The sequence below is a fragment of the Rossellomorea oryzaecorticis genome (assembly GCF_038405515.1).
Classification (GTDB): Bacteria; Bacillota; Bacilli; order Bacillales; family Bacillaceae_B; genus Rossellomorea; species Rossellomorea oryzaecorticis_A.
The window spans coordinates 40,491-60,518 of sequence record NZ_JBBYAF010000006.1 but is presented as its reverse complement, the minus strand read 5'-3'; the positions used below and the strand labels follow the sequence as shown (position 1 = coordinate 60,518).

Below are 20,028 nucleotides of genomic sequence, written 5' to 3'. Positions count from 1 at the left end.
TTGAATGGAGAAGGTCCTTAGTACGAACGGGAATGGTTATGTTTAGATAATCGTTTATAGTAACCTATCCAGCTTTTGATTGGAGTGGAAGACGAAGACTCCTGCGGGAGAAGTGGCCAATGTGAGACATGTCCAGCTGCGGGGCTTAGAGGCACATGTCATAAGTCAAATCGGCCAAGAAGGCAAAGAACGCCTTCGTGGCCGATTCGCCTTATGCCACAAGCCTCTGAGCAAAGCCCTTCCGCATTTCTAACCCGCAGGAGCGCAGCGACGAGGAGGCTCACGGGTCACCCGCGGAAAGCGAAGTCTTCCACGGAAATCAAAAGCGGTATTCAACAGGACATTTTTTATTCCCAATCTACCAACAAAGAAAGCTCTTACATTCAGAAAATACGAAATTAGGTATTGTAATAGGAAATTATTTCTACTATAATGTCCTCTATATAAACACAAATGTACACCAGAAATAAACAATTGGAGGTTTTCGACTTATGGAATCAATATCAATCGGACTTTTGGGACTCGGAACAGTGGGAGCCGGAGTAGTGAAGATCATCGAGAATCATCAGGATAAACTGTCGCATCAAATCGGCTGTCCTGTGAAAGTGAAAAAAGCCCTTGTTCAGGACTTGGAGAAAGATAGAGGACTTACAATCGGGGATGGGGTATTGACCTTGCATCCAGAAGACGTCCTGACCGACCCTGAAATTGATATTGTGGTCGAAGTAATGGGGGGAATCGAAGCAACGAAGGAGCATCTCCTCCAAGCGTTGAATAATAAGAAGCATGTCGTGACGGCAAACAAAGATCTGATGGCTGTTCACGGACCGGAGCTGTTGAAGGCTGCTTCCGCAAATGAATGTGATTTATTTTACGAAGCAAGTGTGGCAGGCGGTATCCCGATTTTAAGAAGTTTAGTAGACGGGCTTGCATCCGACCGTATCACAAAAATGATGGGAATCGTCAATGGAACGACCAACTTCATCCTTACGAAGATGACGAAAGAAGGACGATCCTTTGAGGATGTACTAAAAGAGGCGCAGGACTTAGGGTTTGCGGAAGCGGATCCCACAGCGGATGTAGGCGGGCTCGATGCGGCGAGAAAGATGGCGATCATGTCAACATTAGGCTTTTCGATGAATGTCGATCTCGCAGATGTGAAGGTAAAGGGAATCACCGAAGTGACGGCAGATGACATTGAATATGCCGAGCAATTCGGTTATACAATGAAGCTTATCGGGTACGCACACCGCGAAGGAGAAAAGGTTGAAGTGAGTGTGGAGCCGACATTATTGTTGAATGACCACCCGCTTTCTTCCGTAAATGACGAGTACAATGCAGTTTATGTATACGGCGAGGCAGTCGGTGAAACGATGTTTTACGGTCCGGGTGCCGGAAGCCTTCCTACAGCTACGGCCGTCGTTTCAGATATGGTCGGTATCATGAAGAATATGAGACTGGGCGTGAATGGGAAGAGCGCCGTAAATCCTCAGTTTCCAAAAAAATTAAAGGAACGCGAAGAAATCTCGTCTCAATACTTTTTACGCCTTCATGTCCAGGATGAAATCGGGGTGCTGGCGAAGCTGACATCAATTTTTTCTAATCATGGGGTTAGCTTTGAGAAAATCCTACAAAATCCATTAAATGGAGCTGGGTATTCTGAAATCGTCCTTGTCACTCATAAAGCGTCGCTTGATCATTATGAAGATATCCTGATGGAACTGAAGGACTATCATGCGATTCATTCGATCGAAAGCTCTTACCGCGTGGAAGGAGGAGAGAAAGGATGAGATGGAAAGGCCTGATAGAACAGTATGGGGAGTTTCTTCCCCTCACGAATGAAACACCCCTTTTAAGCCTGAATGAAGGAAATACTCCATTGATCGAATTGAAGACTCTGTCAGATGAATGGGGAATCGAGCTGTATGCCAAGGTTGAAGGAGCTAATCCGACAGGCTCTTTCAAGGACCGGGGCATGGTGCTCGCAGTTGCCAAGGCGATCGAAGACGGAAGCACTACGGTGATTTGTGCGTCGACGGGCAACACTTCCGCTTCTGCTGCTGCCTATGCAGCAAGGGCAGGCATCAAATGCATCGTCGTCATTCCTGAAGGGAAAATCGCACAAGGAAAACTTGCACAGGCTGTCATGTATGGAGCAGAGATCATCTCGATCGATGGCAATTTTGATGAAGCACTTGAAATCGTCCGGGAACTAAGTAAGACAGAGTCTATGACTCTCGTAAACTCAGTGAATCCATATCGTCTGGAGGGTCAGAAGACCGCGGCGTTTGAAGTGATTGAAGGCTTGGGAGAAGCACCAGATGTTCTGGCAATACCAGTGGGGAATGCAGGGAATATTTCAGCTTACTGGAAAGGCTTCAAGGAATACAGCCAGCGGGAACATTCGAGTCTGCCGCGAATGTTCGGCTTTGAAGCATCGGGGGCTGCGGCACTTGTTCACAACCGGGTGTTTCCACAGCCAGAAACGATTGCGACTGCAATCAGGATCGGTAATCCGGCAAGCTGGGATTATGCAGTGGATGCCCTGAAAGAATCGAACGGCCATATCGATGAAGTGACTGATGAGGAAATTCTCGATGCATACAGACTGCTCGCAAAGAAGGAAGGGATTTTTGCTGAACCTGCTTCTTGCGCATCGATAGCCGGAGTGAAGAAAAGCCTTGATAAAGGGGTGCTTGAAAAAGGCACCAAGGTAGTGGCGGTTCTGACAGGCAATGGCCTGAAGGATCCTGTAACGGCGATGGAGTACAGTCCAGTGCAGCCGGTCAAGCTTCCGAATGATAAAGAAAAGGTGAAGGATTATATTAAAGGGACGATTGGAGTATGAAGAAGCGGGAGGCCCGTTCATGGAAGATAACCGTCCCGGCAAGTACCGCCAATTTAGGAGCAGGGTTTGATTCGCTTGGCTTGGCGCTTGATCTATATTTGACAGTGGAAGCAGAGGAGTCGGATTCCTGGCATGTAACGGCACACTCACCAGAGCTTCAGGAATTTCCTGCTGATGAAACGCATTTTATCGTTGAGGTTGCGAAAGGAGTCGCAGACGCTTACGGGAAAAAGCTTCGGCCATGCCATTTATTTGTAAGCAGTGATATTCCGCTAACAAGAGGTTTAGGGTCGAGCGCTGCGGCAGTGGTTGCAGGCATTGAGCTGGCGGATGTGTCTTGCGGACTGAATTTGTCCTCACAGGAGAAGCTCGAGATGGCGACAAAGTATGAAGGCCACCCGGATAATGTCGGTGCCTCGTTATACGGAGGATTTGTCGTGAGCTGTCAGACGGAAGCCGGGGTGAAGCTTTTGCCCCTGTCCCAATTCCCGATTGAAGTGGTGACGGTGATTCCGAAGACGGAATTAAAGACGTCGGAATCACGGGATGTACTGCCTCGCGAGGTACACTTTCAGGAGTCCGTTCTTGCAGGCGCGGTATCGAATGTACTGGTGGCGGCATTCATCACACAAGATTGGGAGTTGGCAGGGAAGATGATGAAACAGGACCGCTATCATCAGCCTTACCGGAAGAAACTGCTCCCCCACTACCAGGCCGTCGAGGAAGTCGCCGGTAGATTCGGCGCATTCGGAGTGGCACTCAGCGGAGCAGGCCCGACCATCGCCTGCTTTGTTGAAAAGGAAGCGGGAGAATGGCTTCTCAGGCAGCTTCAGCAATCATTCCCGACCATGGACGTCCGCAAACTCTCGATCAGTACAACCGGCAGTAAAGTGGAACTTAAGGAAGCAGACCAATCGAAGGCCCGTCCCTCATCGCTTTAACGCGACGAAGGGCGGGTCTTCGTTTTTAGTGGTCTTTACAGGTTAAGATGAAACAGTTGTGTTCTTCGTTGATGTGAAGGTTGTAAGGGTCTTGCGGGGTGATGCCCATTTCTTCGCGCAGTTCTTTTGGGATGTGGACGGTCCCTTTCTCAGAGATGTAGCGTTTGTTATTGGTTGAGTGCTTACGAGCGGCTTTTATATAGATGGAATCGTTTTGATAAATGAGCTCTGCCATTCTGCCGGGGATGAGTCCGAAACGCTGCCTCCACTTTTTAGGCAAAGTGATCATTCCGCTGTTACTGAAGGTTTTGTTTTCATACAGTTGGCTCAAAATAACGAAACACCTTCTTTCTGAATAGCTCTTTTCTAAAAGATTGTTGCTTTTCGTTCATTTTGAAGAAGACTGAAGGAGTGTGCACACGTGCTCTTTTCGAATTCAAGCTTAAACAAAACTAGGTATAAACACTAGAAAATACCCAAGTTCCGGTATTTTCTAATGGGTAAAGCAACAAAGTTTACGAAAAGAGCTTTCTGCATAATAGTTTCTTATTAACCCGTTAATTGGAGGCTAAACGCAATCTTGTAAAAATAGGAAATAAGGCAGAGTAGTTATTTCATAAGGTGAACAGGGAATACACAAATAAAAACGTGTGCGCCTGGAGGTGCGGATGATCGGACCAATCAACCTTCTGATCCTTCTCATAATCGGATACAGTGTATATACAATTGACAAAAAGAAAAAGAACATTCCCGTTCCCGTTGTGCTGCTGGTCATCGGAATTGGTCTTGGCTTTGTCCCGATGTTTGCAGATGTGGAACTGACCAAGGAAACAATCTTTCATTGGTTCCTGCCTGCCCTTTTATTTATATCGGCCTATCAATATCCTGTGAAGGCTTTGAAAAAGCACGGTGGAGAGATATCGATTTTAAGTACGGTCGGCATTGTCCTTACAGCACTATTAATGAGCTTATTATTTTATTATTCCTTAAAGCCTGTTCTCTCTATTTCTTATATGGAGGCTCTGCTGATTTCAACCATATTGACGCCGACTGATCCGGTTTCAGTGGTCTCCATATTAAAGCAATCGACGAATAGAGAAACTATTGCAGATGTCGTGGAAGGGGAATCGATGATTAACGATGGGACAAGCATCGTATTATTTACGGTTGCTGCAGGGATTTATTTTGGAGAAGGCTCATTTTCACTTGCATCTTTTACTGGAGAATTCTTGTGGGTATCATTCGGCGGAGGATTGACGGGTATCATTCTAGGATGGGGAATCAGCAAGTTGATTCACCTGACTTCGGATTCGCGCTATCAAATCATGCTGAGTATCATCCTGGCTTATGGGAGCTTCTTCATTGGTGAAGAAATCGGGGTCTCCGGTGTATTAGCCACGGTGGCAAGCGGCATCATGCTTTCATATGAATATGGACGGGCCATAAAAGAAAAGCATTTCAGGAAACATCTTGATGGATTCTGGGAAGTCATTGAACCGACCATTTTATCACTTTTATTCCTGTTGATTGGAATAAAAGCAATCGACTACATTTCTTTTTCCCTATTGGGATGGGTTTTCTTATTATTTATCATTTCCTTAGTGGTCCGCTATGTTATTATAATTGGTGTTGTAAAAATAAGAAAAACGTGGAGAAAAGCTTACGGTTGGAAAGAAGTTTTCATCCTGACCTGGTCCGGAATCAAAGGGACCGTGTCGGTGGCCCTGCTTCTTGGAATGCAGGGAAAAGGAGCAGAATCAATTCAATCCATCTCGTTCGGTGTCATCATGTTTTCTCTGATTCTTCAAAGCCTGGCTATTTATCCGCTGTCGAAAAAGCTTTTTTCTGGAAAAAGTTAAGGGGTCATACTGATAAATTGGCAGGATTTGTGAAAGTATAGAAGTAAGACTATAGTGAATTTAGGTGAATCACTTCATATGAAAAAAGCCAAAGAGATCGCCCTGAGGGTGGCTCTCTCTTATGTCCTGCTCGGTACTCTGTGGGTTATTCTGTCAGACTATTTTTCAGTGATCCTTGCGCATGAAAAGCTTAATCTGTATATCTACTTTCAGCGTTTCAAAGGCTGGTTCTTTATTTTTGTCACTGGGGTCATCCTTTATCTGCTGGTATTCCGGAGAACAAAAGATGTAATAGAATCCAATGAGCAGTTAAAAAGGAAAGAAAGGCAATTATACATTCAGCATGAGCATTACCATTCATTGTTCAAACATAATCCTGACGGTGTATTTGAGCTGGATTTACAGGGGAAGATCATGGCTGTCAACCCTGAAGCGGAGTCTCTTCTCGAAGCCTCGTATAAAGAACTGGAAGACATTAATCTAGGAGAGTTCCTGAGTGAAGATGATGTAAAGACAGTTACAGAGCATTTTATTCAAACGCTGACCGGAAGGGGATCCATGTTTGAAACAAGCATTCATCTGGCGGGTAAAAATAGTAAAATACTCCGATGTTCTTTTATTCCAATCATTATAAGCGAAGAAGTGACCGGGGTCTTCGTTATTGCAAGAGATATTACCCAGTTCAGGAAAAATGAAGAAATGATGATCGCTTCAGAAAAAATGTCCGTGATCGGACAGCTTGCTGCAGCGGTGGCTCATGAAATCCGGAATCCACTCACCTCCTTGAAAGGTTTCATCCAGCTGATGCAAGCGACCGGCAGTGTGAATCATGACCATCTGGATATCATGCACTCCGAGGTTGAACGGATTGATTTAATATCGGGTGAAATGTTGATTTTAGGGAAGCAGCAAGACTTGCATTATCAGCCTGAAAACATCGGTTCAATCCTCCGGCAAGTAATCGTGTTAATGGAAGCACAGGCGAACATTGACAATGTTTCGATACACTATAAACCATATGAAATTGATCCGCTTTATGTAATGGCTGAAGCAAACCAATTGAAACAAGTATGTATCAATATCATTAAAAATGCCGTTGAAGCCATTCCTCATGGTCAAAACGGGAAGGTATCCATTTCTCTGAATAGACAAGACGGCGAGGCTCTAGTGATTGTAGCCGATAACGGAATCGGCATGGATCCCGAAAGAATAGAGACAATCGGCGAACCGTTCTATTCAACGAAAGAGAAAGGCACGGGGCTGGGACTGGCCATCTGTAAGAAAATCATCGAAAAACATCAAGGGAAGATTGTCTTTCATAGTGAAAAACAAAAAGGCACCGTCGTGGAAATATCCCTACCTTTAATAGAAGAAAAATAATCTCCCGGCTTATGCCGAAAGGGAAAGGAAATAATAAAATGAATTCAATCTCTACAATGGTTCAAGCACCATTTTTACAAAAAAACTGGGAGGAATCGAATTTCACTGCATTAACTCCTGTACAGGAGCGTGTGCTTCCTCTCATTCTTGACGGAAAAGATGTGGTATGCGAATCACCGACTGGAACTGGGAAAACATTAGCGTATTTACTGCCGATCATTCAAGGAATCGATCCGAAGCGCAAGCAGGCACAAGCAGTCATCCTGGCACCATCACGCGAACTGGTGATGCAAATCCATCAGGAAATTCAAAAATGGGCCAAAGGAAGCGACGTTACAAGTGTAGCATTTATCGGCGGGGCAAACATCAAGAAGCAAGTAGAAAAATTAAAGAAAAAACCTCACATCGTTGTGGGAACAACAGGCCGTTTAATTGAACTGATGAAGCTGAAGAAGCTCAAAATGCATGAAGTCAAAACGATCGTCGTCGATGAGTTTGATTTAATGGTAGGGGCGGAACATATTCGCGAAGTCAAGGACATCATTAAAGCAACTCTTAAAGAACGTCAGGTCCTGTTCTTCTCAGCGACTCTCTCTGACCGCACGGAGGAAGTGGCAGCCGACCTGCTTCAGAACCATGAAATCGTGAAGATGGATGTCAATCTTGATAATCCGAAAGTCGACCACACTTTCGTGTACACCGAACTTCGCGACAAGATCGAAGCATTAAGAAGCATCTCCTATTTTAAGAACATCAAGGCACTTGTTTTCTTCAACCAGCTCGAAAAGCTTTCGGAAGCTGAAGAAAAACTTAAGTATAAAGGTGTGGAACTTGAGGTGCTTGCAGGAGAGTCCAATAAAATGGAACGAAAACAATCGCTGGACCGCTTCCGTGCAGGCAAGGTACCAATGCTTCTCACGACTGACGTGGCAGCACGCGGACTGGACATTACCGACGTTACCCACGTCATTCACTTTGACTTCCCGACAGATACCAAGCAATACATCCACCGTTCAGGAAGAACAGGACGCATGGGAGCAGAAGGAACAGTCATATCACTTGTTTCCAAACGTGAACAAAGCTTCCTTGAGAAGCTGAGCAAAGAACTCAACCTCCCATTCCATGAAAAAACCATTCACGGCGGCGGATTGAAAGATTCCCGCGAATAAGCCGAAGGCCCGTCCCTCGATGCTTTAAAGCATCAAGGGACGGGCCTTTGTTTGGTGATTAATGTTAATCGGCAAAATTATGATGGGTTTTGGCAAGATTATTTCTATTTTCGGCTAGATTAATAGCTGGACGGCTAGTATATCGATGATACCGGCAAGATTATCAGCCAAAACGGCAAGATTCCGTATTTCATTATGTCATTTTCATCAAAAATCTTTCGTTAATCATACCTTCAACAACGAATCTCAATTCCCGTACACAATTTCCCCATCCATAAGAGTCATTACAACCTCGGCTTCGAGAATTTCCTCCGGTTCAACTTCAAACAAGTTCCGATCAAGCACGACGAGATCGGCTTTTTTACCGGCTTCAATCGTACCTAACTCTTTTTCACGGAAATTTCCGTACGCAGAGCTTTTTGTATAATGGATCAGCGCATCGCCGATTGATATCTTCTCACCAGGATTCCACCCGCCCTGAGGTGATCCGTCTGCATGCTTTCGGGTAACAGCACGGTAAACGCCGAGCATCGGGTTCAGATCCACAATAGGAAAATCCGTACCGAATGCAATCGGGGCACCATGCTTTTGAAGTGAGCCGATCGGCCAGGTGTACTTTGAACGCTCACTTCCCAGGCGGTCAACATAAGCATGAGAGTCCATCGAGCCCGCGGTCAAATGTTCAGGCTGGATGGAGGCGATGACCCCAAGCTCCTGAAATCGCTCAAAATCGCTGGGATGACATACTTCAATATGCTCGATTGTATGGCGTGAATCACGCATGCCGTTCACGCCAGCCGCATGCTCGAACAAATCGAGGCCCATTCGGACGGCACCATCACCGCAAGCATGCAGTCTTACTCTAAACCCTTCCCGGTCGGCATCCTCAATCCACTTCTGATATTGCTCAAACTCATAAATCGTCCCTCCTTTTTCAAGAGGCCGGTCGGAATAAGGTTGGAGCAGGAATCCTGTATAGGTCAAGGGGACCCCGTCAAGGAATTGCTTCAAACCTGAAAATTGAAGCCGGTCCGATTGATACGTTTCTTTAAAGGAGAGGCTTCTTTCGAGGTTGCCATCAAGTACATCCAGAAAGTGAATCCTGGTTGTCAGCTTCCCCCGTTCTTCAAAGCTGCGGTAAAAGGCAGGATCTCCGAGCGTATAACCAGGAAGTGGCAGCATATCTGAAACAGAAGTGATACCGAAAGAGGCGGTTTTCTTCAGCATGCTTTCCATCAGCTTATCCTTTAAGCCATCCTCAAATCGAAAGGCTTGCGTCACATATTTTACGGCTGTTTCGTACAGGAACCCTGTGGGATCACCATTTTCATCCTTTTCGATTCTGCCGAAAGGAGGTTCAGGAGTATGACGGTCGATGCCGAGTTTTTGAAGAGCGGCGGTATTAAGCCACGCACTGTGTGCTTCCTCATTTAATAAAATTGCGGGCCTATGAGGCAGATAGCGGTCCAGTGAATGACGGCTCGGAAGCTTCTGGCCGGGCCAGCGGACATGGTGCCAGCCGAAGCCAAGAACCCATTCATCATTGGGATGATTGACAGCATAAATGGCTGCCATCTTGGCCGTTTCCTCTTCCGTGACCCCATATGTCAGCTGACAAAAGCCTTCGAACATCGCCCCGAGAAAAAAGTGAAGATGAAAGTCATGAAATCCTGCCATGACCAGTCGATTTCCCATATCATGAACCGCCGTCGAGGCATCAAGGTAGCTTTCCAATTCAGATGGAGGGCCACACCCAATGAGTTTGTCCTCCCGAATGGCAACAAAACCTGGAGCGGGCAGAGGGGAGGTGCCGGTAAAGACCGCCTCACTCTTTATGATTTTCTGTGCTTTCATTTATCCTCATCCTTTGTTTTATTCGTTATTGCTATTATACAGAACGCTACACAACGAAAAAACTGAAATGGTTCATTTTCAACGTTTTGTAGAGGAAGAAGGTAAATCAGCACGGGAAGTGGAAGTTCTATGAGAAGATACTATTCATAAGGAGATAAAAAGATGAACTTCACAGTTGAATTTCCGGTTTTAACGACAGGACGGTTTATTTTAAGACGGATGGAAGAAAAGGATGCAGGAGAGGTATTTGATTACTTTTCAAAAGATGAAGTAACGAAATACTATGACCTCGAATCTTTTATTGAAGAAAGCCAGGCGGTTGAAATTATTGAACGATGGAATACAAAGTTTGAGAAGAGCGAAGGCATCAGGTGGGGAATCGCTGACAAAGAGTCGGGCAAGATAATCGGAAGCTGCGGATACCACTGCTGGGAGAAGGAACACTACAAAGCAGAAATTGGTTTCGAAGTGCATCCAGATTACTGGAGACAGGGAGTCATGTCGGAAGTGCTGCAGCCGATCATTCAATTTGGATTTGAATCAATGTCATTAAATAGAATAGAAGCTTTCTACGATCCGGAAAATACGGCTTCGAAGGAATGCTTATTCAAAGCGGGCTTCATTTTTGAAGGGGTGTTAAGAAAAGCGGCATTCGAAAAAGGGGTCTTCTGCGACGCGGCAGTCTGCTCGATTTTAAAAGAAGAATATCTATAAACAGTTCAAGACGCTGCTTATGTATACTTCACATAACCAGCGTCTCAACTTAAGTAAACCTTATTCAATTACACGTTCTATCCTTTCTTACTAATACACATACCAAACATTCAATTAATTTACATTAATGGTGTTGCATGTTATATAGTTTATTTTTTATCCTTGCTCTGCATCCCCACATGCCAACATGCTACGAAGATAGTTTTCACGGGCTACCTTCTATATGCAACATGATCCTAGCATGCTTCGCTTACACTCTTCATTGGAATCATCTCCTGAAATAAGATTTGCGCGTTCCCGCATATCCACACATCTTGAAATCAGTTTTCACGGGCCGACTTCAGTTGCGAGATGTGATGTTGACATGCTTTGCTTTCGCTACGTCATTGGAATCACGCCTTCCTTTAAAGATTGTGTAAATCTTTTGTTAAGTTCATATTAGCAAATTCCACTCTTTATTTAAATGTTCAGAAAAGTCCATATATTTCGATTTTGGGCGGTTTTCAAATCTTAATGTGGCTTTATCTTTCTTTATCGCATTCTATCTCACTTTTTTAAAAACTACATTTTTCTTCTGTTTAAATAATATCGTTCATACCCAAGCTCTTTGTTTACCAGAATCTCCATTTCTTCAAGGTGGCGGGTCTCAACTATTGGATCCAGGGAGGACCAGTGCACCTGATAAACAAAATAAAACGACCTTATTTTCCTGAGAATCACCAAAGAGTGCGGGAACAGGTCAAACTCTGCCTTAATCGAATTACGCCGGGTAAAACCCCATTTTGTAATTTTCACGTTCATCACCTATTTGTTACATACCTTTTTTTGGCTTGTTATAATCCTGGAAGGGAGAGTTGTGAGTACTTATTTTTTCACTTAAGTCCGTTTCTTTCCGCTCCAGGCACTTGCTTTCCGAGGGGAGGAATTCAAGCTTCCTCGAGGGGCTAACCGCCGGAGCTGGACAAGCTATTCCCGTCGGAGTCAAATGCCTTCCGCTGAAATCCACTCTGTAGGCTTGTTAAAAATGCCAAATCATTCTTAATGTAAAGAGTTAAGTCTGAAACATCTCTTGATCATTATTTTTCATTCTTCGATGTTACAAATATTGAATGAGTGTCTGTTATAAAACTTATTCTTATTATTAACCCATTCCAGCTGTTGATTGGAGTGGAAGACGAAGACTCCTGCGGGAGAAGCGGTGCTGGTGAGACCCCGCAGGAGCACACAGCGACGAGGAGGCTCACCGCCCGCCCGCGGAAAGCGAAGTCTTCCACGGAAATCAACAGCGGTATATAAAATCCAATCTAAACAAACGTTTGTTTAACATCCATACACCTTGCAGCAGCGGGCTTAAACGATTTAAACAGTTGTTTAACTCCAATCGCATGAAATCAACGTTTCGAGAGAAAAAGTTAAACAAACGTTTGATTAACTTCCAGAAACTCAATGATAACGGCACGCAGAGGATTTAAACAGTTGTTTAAGAGAATTGGCAGAAATTGATTTTCACCAGAATCGATTGCGGGATGCCGTGGATGCTTGTTATGATGGAAAGGTTATCTATTTCGGAAATGAACTTTTGCTATAGAGCAAGGAGAATGTGCGTTGAATAAAGTACAGACGAACTACTCGATTTATCCATTTGAGGCCGAGAAGACCGACATCCCCTCTGCCTCATTACATAAAGGACAAACGTCAAAGGAATTGGTAGCTTCAGGTGAGGAGGATGCATTCTTTTTCAGGAAAATAGAAGAGGCGGGCATCCTTCTGAATGAAGCTCAGATAGCAGCGGTGCGTCATGGGAGCGGACCGTGCCTGACACTCGCAGGTGCCGGAACCGGTAAGACGACGGTCCTTGTATGCCGTGCCGGATATTTGATGAATGTGAAGGACATCATGCCGCAGAACATACTGCTCGTCACGTTCACGAAAAAAGCGGCGGAGGAAATGAAGCAGCGCATCAACTCACTTCCGGGCATAGAAGGAAGGGGACGCAGTATCCAGGCCAGCACCTTTCATGCACTGTTCCTCTATTTGCTGCGTTCGAGGCATTACACCCAGGAAATTATCGGGAATGACCGATACAAGCAAATCATCCTGAAGCAGCTCCAGCGGGAAATGAATATCTATGACCCTTATGATGCCGAAACACTGCTTGCGAAGCTGTCGCACTATAAATTAAATAAAATAAACATCAAAGAAATGCCCCAATCCTCAAAATCGGATAAGGAAATCCGCAATATCCTGATTCGTTACGAAGAATGGAAGCGCAGGAATCACAAGATGGACTTCGATGATATCCTGACCGAGGCATACGACTTGCTCGACATGAATCCGAATCTCCTGCAAAACCTGCAGCACCGCTTTCAGTACGTCATGGTCGATGAGTTTCAGGATACGAATCTCATACAATACGAATTGATCAAGATGATCGCAGCCCACGGAAACCTGTTCGTGGTCGGCGATGATGATCAGACGATCTACTCCTTCAACGGGGCGCGGAACGAGTTCATCCTGGACTTTGACGAGGAGTTCCCGGAAGCACGGATCGTCACGTTGAAAGAAAACTATCGTTCAGACGCATGCATCATCGGGCTGGGGAATGAGGTCATCGACCGCAATGTCCACAGACGGAATAAGAGATTGATAGCCACCAAAGAAGAAAAAGAGAAGCCTCTGTATGCAAGGCCGGCGACTGCGGATGAAGAAGCGGTCTGGGTGACAGAAGAGATTGATAGACTGGTAGAAGAGGGTTATGCCTACCGTGACATCACCATCCTGCACAGGACGATGAGCAGCGGACGGGCGGTCTTTGAACAGCTTTTGATGAAGGAAATCCCTTTTCAGCCATACAATCAGAAAGACTCTCTTTTTTATGAAAACTGGACGGTCAAACCAGTCATAGACTACTTGAGATTGTGCATCGTGCCGCGCAACTTTGACGCGATCGGAAACATCCTCCCGACCATGTTCATCAGAAGGGAACAGGGGATGGCCCATATTTTACAGGAAGACAGCAAGGCAAGAAAAAAATATCCGCTCATCCACCTGACCACCATGAATGGATTGAAACCTTTTCAGGTGAAAAACATTAAGTCACGTATGAAATTCATCAAATCCCTTCAGGAAGATTCACCCGAGGCGGCCATCAAGAAAATCCGCAAAGAATTCTATCATCAGTACCTTGATGCCCAGGAATCACATGTTGTGACGGAGCAGAAGGAACTGATCAAAGAAATGCTGACTGAACTCGAAGGCTCGGCAAAGAGATTTGAAACGATATCGAGCTTCATCACCTTCATCGATGAAATGAAAGCGAAGTACGAAGATGTGTATCAAAATAAGAACCGCGAGACAGACAGCGTCTCCCTCATGACGATTCATCGTTCGAAAGGGCTCGAATTCCCGGTTGTCTTCCTGATCGGAGCGATCGAAGGCAATCTTCCGCACAGCTCCGCTTTGAATGCCGGAAAACTTGAAGACAAGATCTACAAGGAATCTGCCCACAAAGAGAAAGGGGCCCTTGAAGAAGAAAGAAGGCTCGCCTATGTGGCGATCACCCGAGCCAAAGAGAAGCTCTTTATCTCATCCCCAGCCTATTATCAGGGAGAGGGACGGAAGTGTTCGCGCTTCATCAGTGATATCTTCAGCAAAGAACCCCACAAGGACGAGGTGAAAAGCGGCGGATCCCGTGAAAAACGAACTGGCAAGCTTCACCGCGTCAAAGCCTGGCTTTGCACAAAAGGGAACTGCATCGCCTGGCAAAGGCGGGAAGCCGGTGAAACGGAAGCGGATATGAAGAAATGCCCGATGTGCTCGAGCCCGATGGAGCTTGGGGAGAAAGAAGTATACAGTTAGAAATGAGCCCCTGGATGCAGGGGCTTTTTGTGGATTGAAAATAAGTTTGCCGAAGTTGAAAATAATCGCCTCCTACTTGAAAATAAAAGTATCAAAGTCGGTTGAAAATAAACGATCCGGGGATATCCAAACTGGAAATGACCGGACACAAAAAAACGTTTTCATTGGAAGAAATCTCTCTTCCAATGAAAACGCCGCACTTACTGCGAAAAGTTGTCATGGTCTTTATGTGAATCAATCCGCGTCGAATCATTCGAGTCCAGGGCTTGTCTTAAGAAATAAATGAGGACACCTAAAATCACGCCAAGAAATACGATGAATCCCACAGCCGTCAATATACCCATTCATCTTCCTCCTTTCACCTTACTAGTTATGAGGATTTTTTCAGGAATTTAAACCTTTATACGTTAAGTCTATGAACATTGGGTGAAATTTATATCTGTTGGGGGTAATTAAGTGCGGGGGACGGGTGGGGAGGATAGGTTGTACCAGGTACACTTGGAGTGGATTGTACCTGGTACACAGACACCGGAATGTACCTGGTACAAAGATAGGCGTTTGTACCAGGTACAGGGGGGAAATCGAGCCTGGCTCAAATCCGCGGTAACGAGCCTGGCTCAAACCAGCTAATTTGAGCCAGGCACAGAACGGCTAATTTGTGCCAGCCTCAGAGACCTCAGATGGTGCCAGGCACAGAACGGCTAATTTGTGCCAGGCACAGAGACCGCAAATGGTGCCAGGCACAAAACCACCCGATTGTGCCTGGCACCATCAGCCTCCATTCCCCCCACAAAAAAAGAAGCAGCACCACCACACACAATCCTCGATGCAAAATGAAACTATACAAAAAAGAAGCAGCCATAAAGCTGCTTCCAACAAACAAATTTATTTTGCCTCGCGGTCAATCAAAACCGCACGGACCGGGGAGCCGTCCCCGTCCCTGAGGGCGAGCGGCATGGCATACAAATCATAATAACCCGGCTCTACATCATTCAATACGATGCCTTCCAAGATTAAAATATCATTTTCTGTCAGAGCATGATGGGCTTCCATTTCCTTACTGTCCAGCTCATCCACGGAAGGGAGGTCAACCCCGATCAGGTGGATGCCTTTATCTTTTAAAAATGGTGCAAGTTCCGGCCGGATCGGAGGGATGGATTCAGGGAAAGCATTGAGATCTTTCCACGCCCCAGTCTTGAAAAGTACTTTTTTAACCCCGTTTAAGTCAGTGTCTGAAAGGTGTTCAGGACCGATGCTCTCAGCATTTTCAGCCGATACGACGACGGCCGGTCCGATATAGCGGTCCAGCGGCAGATCCAATATTCGCTTGCCCTCATTTTTGAAATGAAACGGGGCATCCACGTGGGTTCCGGTATGGGCGCTCATGGTGAGCTGACCAACATTGACCGAGCCCGTATCTTCCATTGCCCAATTGAGGGAAAAGGAAAAGGGGGTGTCCCCCGGCCATACTGGTATATCGTTGTGCAACGGCTGTGTAATATCGATGATTTTCATAATGACCTCCTCAGGCTACAACGTCACGGACGTTTTCAAATTGTTTATATTCTTCGTTTTCCATGATTTTCTTCAAAATCTGGACCGTGTTCCAAACGTCTTCAAAAGACGAATACATGGCGACCGGAGCCAGACGGATATTATTGGGTGCACGGAAGTCAGGAGTCACTTTATTTGCTTTCAGAGCTTTGCAAATCCTTGCAGCCTCGTCATGCTGCATGCTTATATGGCCGCCGCGCCGTTCATCTTCCTGCGGATTGCAAATGGTGAATCCGCATCCTGTAAGTTCCTGAGTAACCAGATCCATCATGAACCTCGTCAGGGAAAGGGATTTTTTCCGCAGCTCCTCGATTCCTGCTTCCTCAAAAAGTTCAAGCGATCCCAGTAAAGGCGCACTGCTCAAAATATGCGGCGTCCCAATCTGAAATGCACCCGCAGATTCCGCGGGGGTGAGCACATGCTCCATATCAAACTGCTTGTCTTTCTTAGAACCGAACCAGCCCGCCAGACCCGGCTTCTTCCCGAAGTGCCGTTCATGGACAAATAATCCACCGACTCCGCCGGGACCGCTGTTCAAATATTTGTAGTTGCACCAGACCGCAAAATCCACGCCGTCTTCATGAAGCTGGTGGGGAAGGGCCCCGATCGAATGTGCCAGGTCGAATCCGATGACGATCCCGCGCTTATGGGCTTCCTCCGTCAACCGTTTCATATCCAGGAGTTGTCCGCTCCGGTATAGGACGGAAGGAAGGAGAATCAGGGCAATATCATCTTCCATTGCTTCGATGATATCTTCTTCCAATAATGTATAGCCGTCTCGGCTCTTCACCTGTACAAGATGTTCTTCGTGATTGTACCCCTTCAATTCCAGCTGACTTTGAATCGCATAAATGTCTGAAGGAAAAGTCAATTCATCAGCCAGGATTTTTGTACGGTTTCCTTCAGGCGAATAAAATGTCGAGATCAGCTGGTGAAGGTTTGTCGTGATCGACCCCGTTACGATGACTTCTTCATTTTTGGCTCCGACCAGGGGAGCCGTTTTCGCACCGAGTTTTTCAGAATAATAATACCAGGGCTCCTCACCGTTCATCCAGCCATCGATTCCATGTTCTTTCCAGTCTTCCAATGAAGTATAAAGCGCTTTCTCCGCTCGCTTCGATAATAATCCGAGAGAGTTGCCATCCATATAGAAGTGGTCGTCTTTTATGTAAAATTCGTCCCTGAAACGAGCAAGACTATCGCTCTTATCAAGTTCCTTCGCATGGTCCAGTGTAAGATTTTCTTTCTTAGTCATCCTCATCCCGCCTTTCTATAAAAATCATAATCCAAATGGTTTGAATAGTAAAATAATTAATCGATTTAAAAAGAAAGAGGAGCACCCCGCAAAAGGTCTCCTCTTCATCATCAAATCCTCTTTACCGAAATTGCGCTCCGCATCTTCTTCAATGCTTCCTGCCCGGTCGCTTCCCGCCTCATCATAATATTCACATACAACGTATCGATCAGGGTCAGCTGGGCGATACGGGAGGAAAGGGCTTCTGAACGGTAGTCCGTTTCTTCTGACACCGTATATAGGGGGATTTCGACTGCCTGACTTAATGGAGATTTGGCAAAGTTTGTTATACAAATGGTCTTCGCCCCTGTTTCTTTTACGACCTCCAAAACTTGCAGAATATCCTTTGTAGAGCCGCTGTGAGAAATGAATACCGCACAATCCTTTTCGGTCATCTGAGAAGCGGTCATCAGCTGGATATGGCTGTCTGAAGTCGCCCTGACCCTCAGCCCTGTGCGGATCAGTTTATGATAGGCATCAAGTGCTATCACGCCAGAGCCGCCGCTCCCGAAGAATTCGATCGATTCGGATCCCGTCAAGGCATCCACGGCCTCCTGAAGTTTCGTCTCGTCAACGACCATCAATGTGTCTTCGATCGTTTTGATGTTGGATCGGAAGACCTTGGAAGCGATCGTTTGAGGAGTATCTCCTTCATCGACTCGTTCATGGATGTCTTTAAGCCCTGTTACGATTTCAGAGGCAAGTGCTATTTTCATAGCCTGATAGCCTTTAAAGCCGATTCTCTTGCAGAATCTGAAGACGGTTGAATCGGCAACACCTAAATCTTCGGCGAGGCCATTGATGGTGGAATGGATAATGTGGGTGGGGTTTTCCAGTATATAATCGGCAATTTTCCGCTCGGTCTCACTAAACTGGGGATAATGAGAGCGGATGCTTGCCAGGCAATGCTGATGCTCTTTCATCATGGACAACACTCCTGTAAGGGTTTTCATACTTTATTATACTAAAATAAGAGAAAAAGAAAAATATTTTTTGTAAACGGTTGCAAAATGAAAAATATTTTTTATAATAGAGATATCAAAAAAAATAATTTTTCCGACCGGTCACTTTTCCGAAAAATATTTTCCGAGGATGATAGATTGGGAGTGTCAGCTACATAAAGGTTTAATGTAAACGCTTTAAAGGTACGGGTCGGAATAAGGAAATATGTATATTTAGAAAAGAAGGGCAGGGATCATTATGTCAGATCAAATGCTGATATTGGTTGCGTTAGCAGGAATTTTTCTTTTGTTATTTTTAGTCATTAAAACAAAGCTTCATGCCTTTGTTGCGCTGCTGCTGGTTAGTTTAATCGTTGGGATTGCAGCAGGAATGCCGCTTGGCGAGGTTGTCACCTCGATTCAAGATGGTATGGGAGGAACGCTCGGGTTCGTCGCGGTTGTCGTTGGTTTAGGCGCGATGTTCGGCCGTATGCTTGAAGTTTCAGGAGGAGCAGAACGACTTGCTCAAACATTGATCAATAAATTTGGTGAAGATAAAGCACAGTGGTCTCTTGGAATTACCGGATTCCTGGTTGCGATCCCCGTCTTCTTCGATGTCGGGTTCATCATTCTTGTCCCGATTGTTTATGGACTTGCAAAGAAAACAGGAAAATCATTATTGTACTACGGTATTCCGCTGCTTGCGGGTCTTGCTGTAACACACAGTTTCATACCGCCTACACCTGGGCCGATTGCGGTAGCTGACTTGATCGGTGCAGATCTTGGCTGGGTCATCTTGTTCGGTACGCTTGCCGGTATCCCGTCCATGATCATTGCAGGCCCTCTTTTTGCAAAATTCATTTCGAAAAAAATTCATGCCGTTGTGCCTGAGTATATGCAAGTGGAAGAAATCGAATATGACAAAGAGCTTCCAAGCTTTGCTCTAATTGCATCATTGATTTCCATCCCGTTAGTTTTAATCTTACTGAATACACTGTCAGGCGTTCTGTTAGATGAAGGAAATGCAGTGCGTTCAGTCTTGACGTTCCTGGGTCATCCATTTGTGGCATTGACGATTGCGACTCTGCTCACATTCGTCCTACTTGGAACAAAACGCGGATACACAAGACAGGAAGTACAGGAAATTGCTACAAAGGCACTTGAACCTGCAGGGATCATCATCCTTGTAACCGGTGCAGGGGGAGTCTTCAAACAAGTATTGATCGACTCTGGTGTCGGGGAAGTCCTCGGCGAAATGATGGCCGGGTCAAGTCTGCCGCCGATCGCTCTTGCATTCCTGATCGCCATGGTTGTCCGTGTGGCACAAGGTTCTGCGACAGTTTCGATGGTAACAGCAGCAGGTCTGATGAGTCCGTTGATTTCCACATTGGGGCTTGAAGGTCCTGTGCTTGGATTGATGGTTATTTCGATTGCAGCGGGTGCGACAGTATTCTCACATGTTAATGACAGCGGGTTCTGGCTGGTTAACCGTTACTTCGGTTTAGACGTGAAAGATACACTGAAATCATGGACAGTGATGGAAACACTCATCGGATTTGTTGGATTCGCGGTAGTATTCATCATAGGTATGTTTATCTCGTAAAGGTTTCATACTA

At 45.6% G+C, this 20,028-nt stretch carries 16 protein-coding genes; 9 read left to right on the top strand and 7 right to left on the bottom strand.

What is annotated here, in order from left to right:
- Positions 1-491: 491 nt before the first annotated feature.
- From AAEO50_RS04710 to thrB, 3 genes are read left to right on the top strand one after another with little or no spacing between them, the layout of a single operon-like run.
- A complete protein-coding gene (locus tag AAEO50_RS04710) occupies positions 492-1,790 on the top strand; it encodes a homoserine dehydrogenase (RefSeq protein WP_341981003.1) in 1,299 nt (432 codons plus the stop codon).
- Positions 1,787-2,848: a threonine synthase gene (gene thrC / locus AAEO50_RS04705; RefSeq protein WP_341981001.1), complete on the top strand. Its 1,062-nt coding sequence runs from the start codon at positions 1,787-1,789 to the stop codon at positions 2,846-2,848. Before AAEO50_RS04710 ends, thrC begins: the two co-directional genes overlap by 4 nt.
- Entirely contained in the window at positions 2,845-3,789 is a 945-nt protein-coding gene (gene thrB / locus AAEO50_RS04700; protein WP_341980999.1) for a homoserine kinase, read from the top strand. The genes thrC and thrB overlap by 4 nt, the downstream gene beginning before the upstream one ends.
- Positions 3,790-3,814: 25 nt before the next feature.
- Here thrB and AAEO50_RS04695 read toward each other — a convergent pair whose 3' ends face one another.
- The gene (locus AAEO50_RS04695) at positions 3,815-4,120 is read right to left on the bottom strand and encodes an AbrB/MazE/SpoVT family DNA-binding domain-containing protein (protein ID WP_341980996.1); all 306 of its coding nucleotides are present in this window, start codon (positions 4,118-4,120) and stop codon (positions 3,815-3,817) included.
- A 337-nt stretch (positions 4,121-4,457) separates the two neighbouring features.
- On the opposite strand from AAEO50_RS04695, the gene AAEO50_RS04690 reads away from it, so the two are divergent.
- From AAEO50_RS04690 to AAEO50_RS04680, 3 genes are all read left to right on the top strand, one after another.
- Positions 4,458-5,648 (top strand): sodium:proton antiporter, encoded by a 1,191-nt coding sequence (locus AAEO50_RS04690; protein ID WP_341980994.1) that lies wholly within the window; start codon positions 4,458-4,460, stop codon positions 5,646-5,648.
- 78 nt (positions 5,649-5,726) lie between these two features.
- The gene (locus AAEO50_RS04685; protein WP_341980992.1) at positions 5,727-7,028 is read left to right on the top strand and encodes an ATP-binding protein; all 1,302 of its coding nucleotides are present in this window, start codon (positions 5,727-5,729) and stop codon (positions 7,026-7,028) included.
- A gap of 38 nt (positions 7,029-7,066) precedes the next feature.
- The gene (locus AAEO50_RS04680; protein ID WP_341980990.1) at positions 7,067-8,197 is read left to right on the top strand and encodes a DEAD/DEAH box helicase; all 1,131 of its coding nucleotides are present in this window, start codon (positions 7,067-7,069) and stop codon (positions 8,195-8,197) included.
- Between the two features lie 246 nt (positions 8,198-8,443).
- Here AAEO50_RS04680 and AAEO50_RS04675 read toward each other — a convergent pair whose 3' ends face one another.
- Positions 8,444-10,051, bottom strand: a complete 1,608-nt coding sequence (locus AAEO50_RS04675) for an amidohydrolase (RefSeq protein WP_341980989.1) — start codon at positions 10,049-10,051, stop codon at positions 8,444-8,446.
- Between the two features lie 162 nt (positions 10,052-10,213).
- Here AAEO50_RS04675 and AAEO50_RS04670 point away from each other — a divergent pair, with 162 nt between their 5' ends.
- A complete protein-coding gene (locus tag AAEO50_RS04670; RefSeq protein WP_341980985.1) occupies positions 10,214-10,765 on the top strand; it encodes a GNAT family N-acetyltransferase in 552 nt (183 codons plus the stop codon).
- A gap of 561 nt (positions 10,766-11,326) precedes the next feature.
- Here the strand turns inward: AAEO50_RS04670 and AAEO50_RS04665 are convergent.
- Positions 11,327-11,560 carry a hypothetical protein gene (locus AAEO50_RS04665; RefSeq protein ID WP_341980982.1) on the bottom strand — a complete coding sequence of 78 codons (234 nt, stop codon included), beginning with the start codon at positions 11,558-11,560 and terminating at the stop codon, positions 11,327-11,329.
- Positions 11,561-12,370: 810 nt separating this feature from the next.
- Here AAEO50_RS04665 and AAEO50_RS04660 point away from each other — a divergent pair.
- Entirely contained in the window at positions 12,371-14,623 is a 2,253-nt protein-coding gene (locus tag AAEO50_RS04660; RefSeq protein ID WP_341980979.1) for a UvrD-helicase domain-containing protein, read from the top strand.
- Between the two features lie 200 nt (positions 14,624-14,823).
- Here the strand turns inward: AAEO50_RS04660 and AAEO50_RS04655 are convergent, their stop codons facing one another.
- The 4 genes from AAEO50_RS04655 to AAEO50_RS04640 all read right to left on the bottom strand — a co-directional run bounded on the left by AAEO50_RS04655 (position 14,824) and on the right by AAEO50_RS04640 (position 18,397).
- A complete protein-coding gene (locus tag AAEO50_RS04655) occupies positions 14,824-14,967 on the bottom strand; it encodes a hypothetical protein (RefSeq protein WP_341980978.1) in 144 nt (47 codons plus the stop codon).
- Between the two features lie 541 nt (positions 14,968-15,508).
- On the bottom strand, positions 15,509-16,138 hold the full coding sequence (gene kynB, locus AAEO50_RS04650) for an arylformamidase (protein ID WP_341980975.1): 630 nt from the start codon (positions 16,136-16,138) through the stop codon (positions 15,509-15,511).
- A 10-nt stretch (positions 16,139-16,148) separates the two neighbouring features.
- A complete protein-coding gene (kynU, locus tag AAEO50_RS04645) occupies positions 16,149-17,432 on the bottom strand; it encodes a kynureninase (RefSeq protein ID WP_341980972.1) in 1,284 nt (427 codons plus the stop codon).
- 110 nt (positions 17,433-17,542) lie between these two features.
- Positions 17,543-18,397, bottom strand: coding sequence for a MurR/RpiR family transcriptional regulator (locus tag AAEO50_RS04640; protein WP_341980970.1), 855 nt, complete (start codon positions 18,395-18,397; stop codon positions 17,543-17,545).
- Between the two features lie 274 nt (positions 18,398-18,671).
- Between AAEO50_RS04640 and AAEO50_RS04635 the strand changes: the two genes are divergently transcribed.
- Positions 18,672-20,015, top strand: coding sequence for a GntP family permease (locus AAEO50_RS04635; RefSeq protein ID WP_341980968.1), 1,344 nt, complete (start codon positions 18,672-18,674; stop codon positions 20,013-20,015).
- Positions 20,016-20,028 lie beyond the last annotated feature (13 nt).

Coding starts and splice junctions, on each gene's coding strand:
- thrB (WP_341980999.1), top strand. CDS start 2,845: ATGAAGAAGCGGGAGGCCCGTTCATGGAAGATAACCGTCCCGGCAAGT.
- AAEO50_RS04670 (WP_341980985.1), top strand. CDS start 10,214: ATGAACTTCACAGTTGAATTTCCGGTTTTAACGACAGGACGGTTTATT.
- AAEO50_RS04710 (WP_341981003.1), top strand. CDS start 492: ATGGAATCAATATCAATCGGACTTTTGGGACTCGGAACAGTGGGAGCC.
- AAEO50_RS04680 (WP_341980990.1), top strand. CDS start 7,067: ATGAATTCAATCTCTACAATGGTTCAAGCACCATTTTTACAAAAAAAC.
- kynU (WP_341980972.1), bottom strand. CDS start 17,432: ATGACTAAGAAAGAAAATCTTACACTGGACCATGCGAAGGAACTTGAT.
- AAEO50_RS04655 (WP_341980978.1), bottom strand. CDS start 14,967: ATGGGTATATTGACGGCTGTGGGATTCATCGTATTTCTTGGCGTGATT.
- thrC (WP_341981001.1), top strand. CDS start 1,787: ATGAGATGGAAAGGCCTGATAGAACAGTATGGGGAGTTTCTTCCCCTC.
- kynB (WP_341980975.1), bottom strand. CDS start 16,138: ATGAAAATCATCGATATTACACAGCCGTTGCACAACGATATACCAGTA.
- AAEO50_RS04640 (WP_341980970.1), bottom strand. CDS start 18,397: ATGATGAAAGAGCATCAGCATTGCCTGGCAAGCATCCGCTCTCATTAT.
- AAEO50_RS04635 (WP_341980968.1), top strand. CDS start 18,672: ATGTCAGATCAAATGCTGATATTGGTTGCGTTAGCAGGAATTTTTCTT.
- AAEO50_RS04675 (WP_341980989.1), bottom strand. CDS start 10,051: ATGAAAGCACAGAAAATCATAAAGAGTGAGGCGGTCTTTACCGGCACC.
- AAEO50_RS04690 (WP_341980994.1), top strand. CDS start 4,458: ATGATCGGACCAATCAACCTTCTGATCCTTCTCATAATCGGATACAGT.
- AAEO50_RS04685 (WP_341980992.1), top strand. CDS start 5,727: ATGAAAAAAGCCAAAGAGATCGCCCTGAGGGTGGCTCTCTCTTATGTC.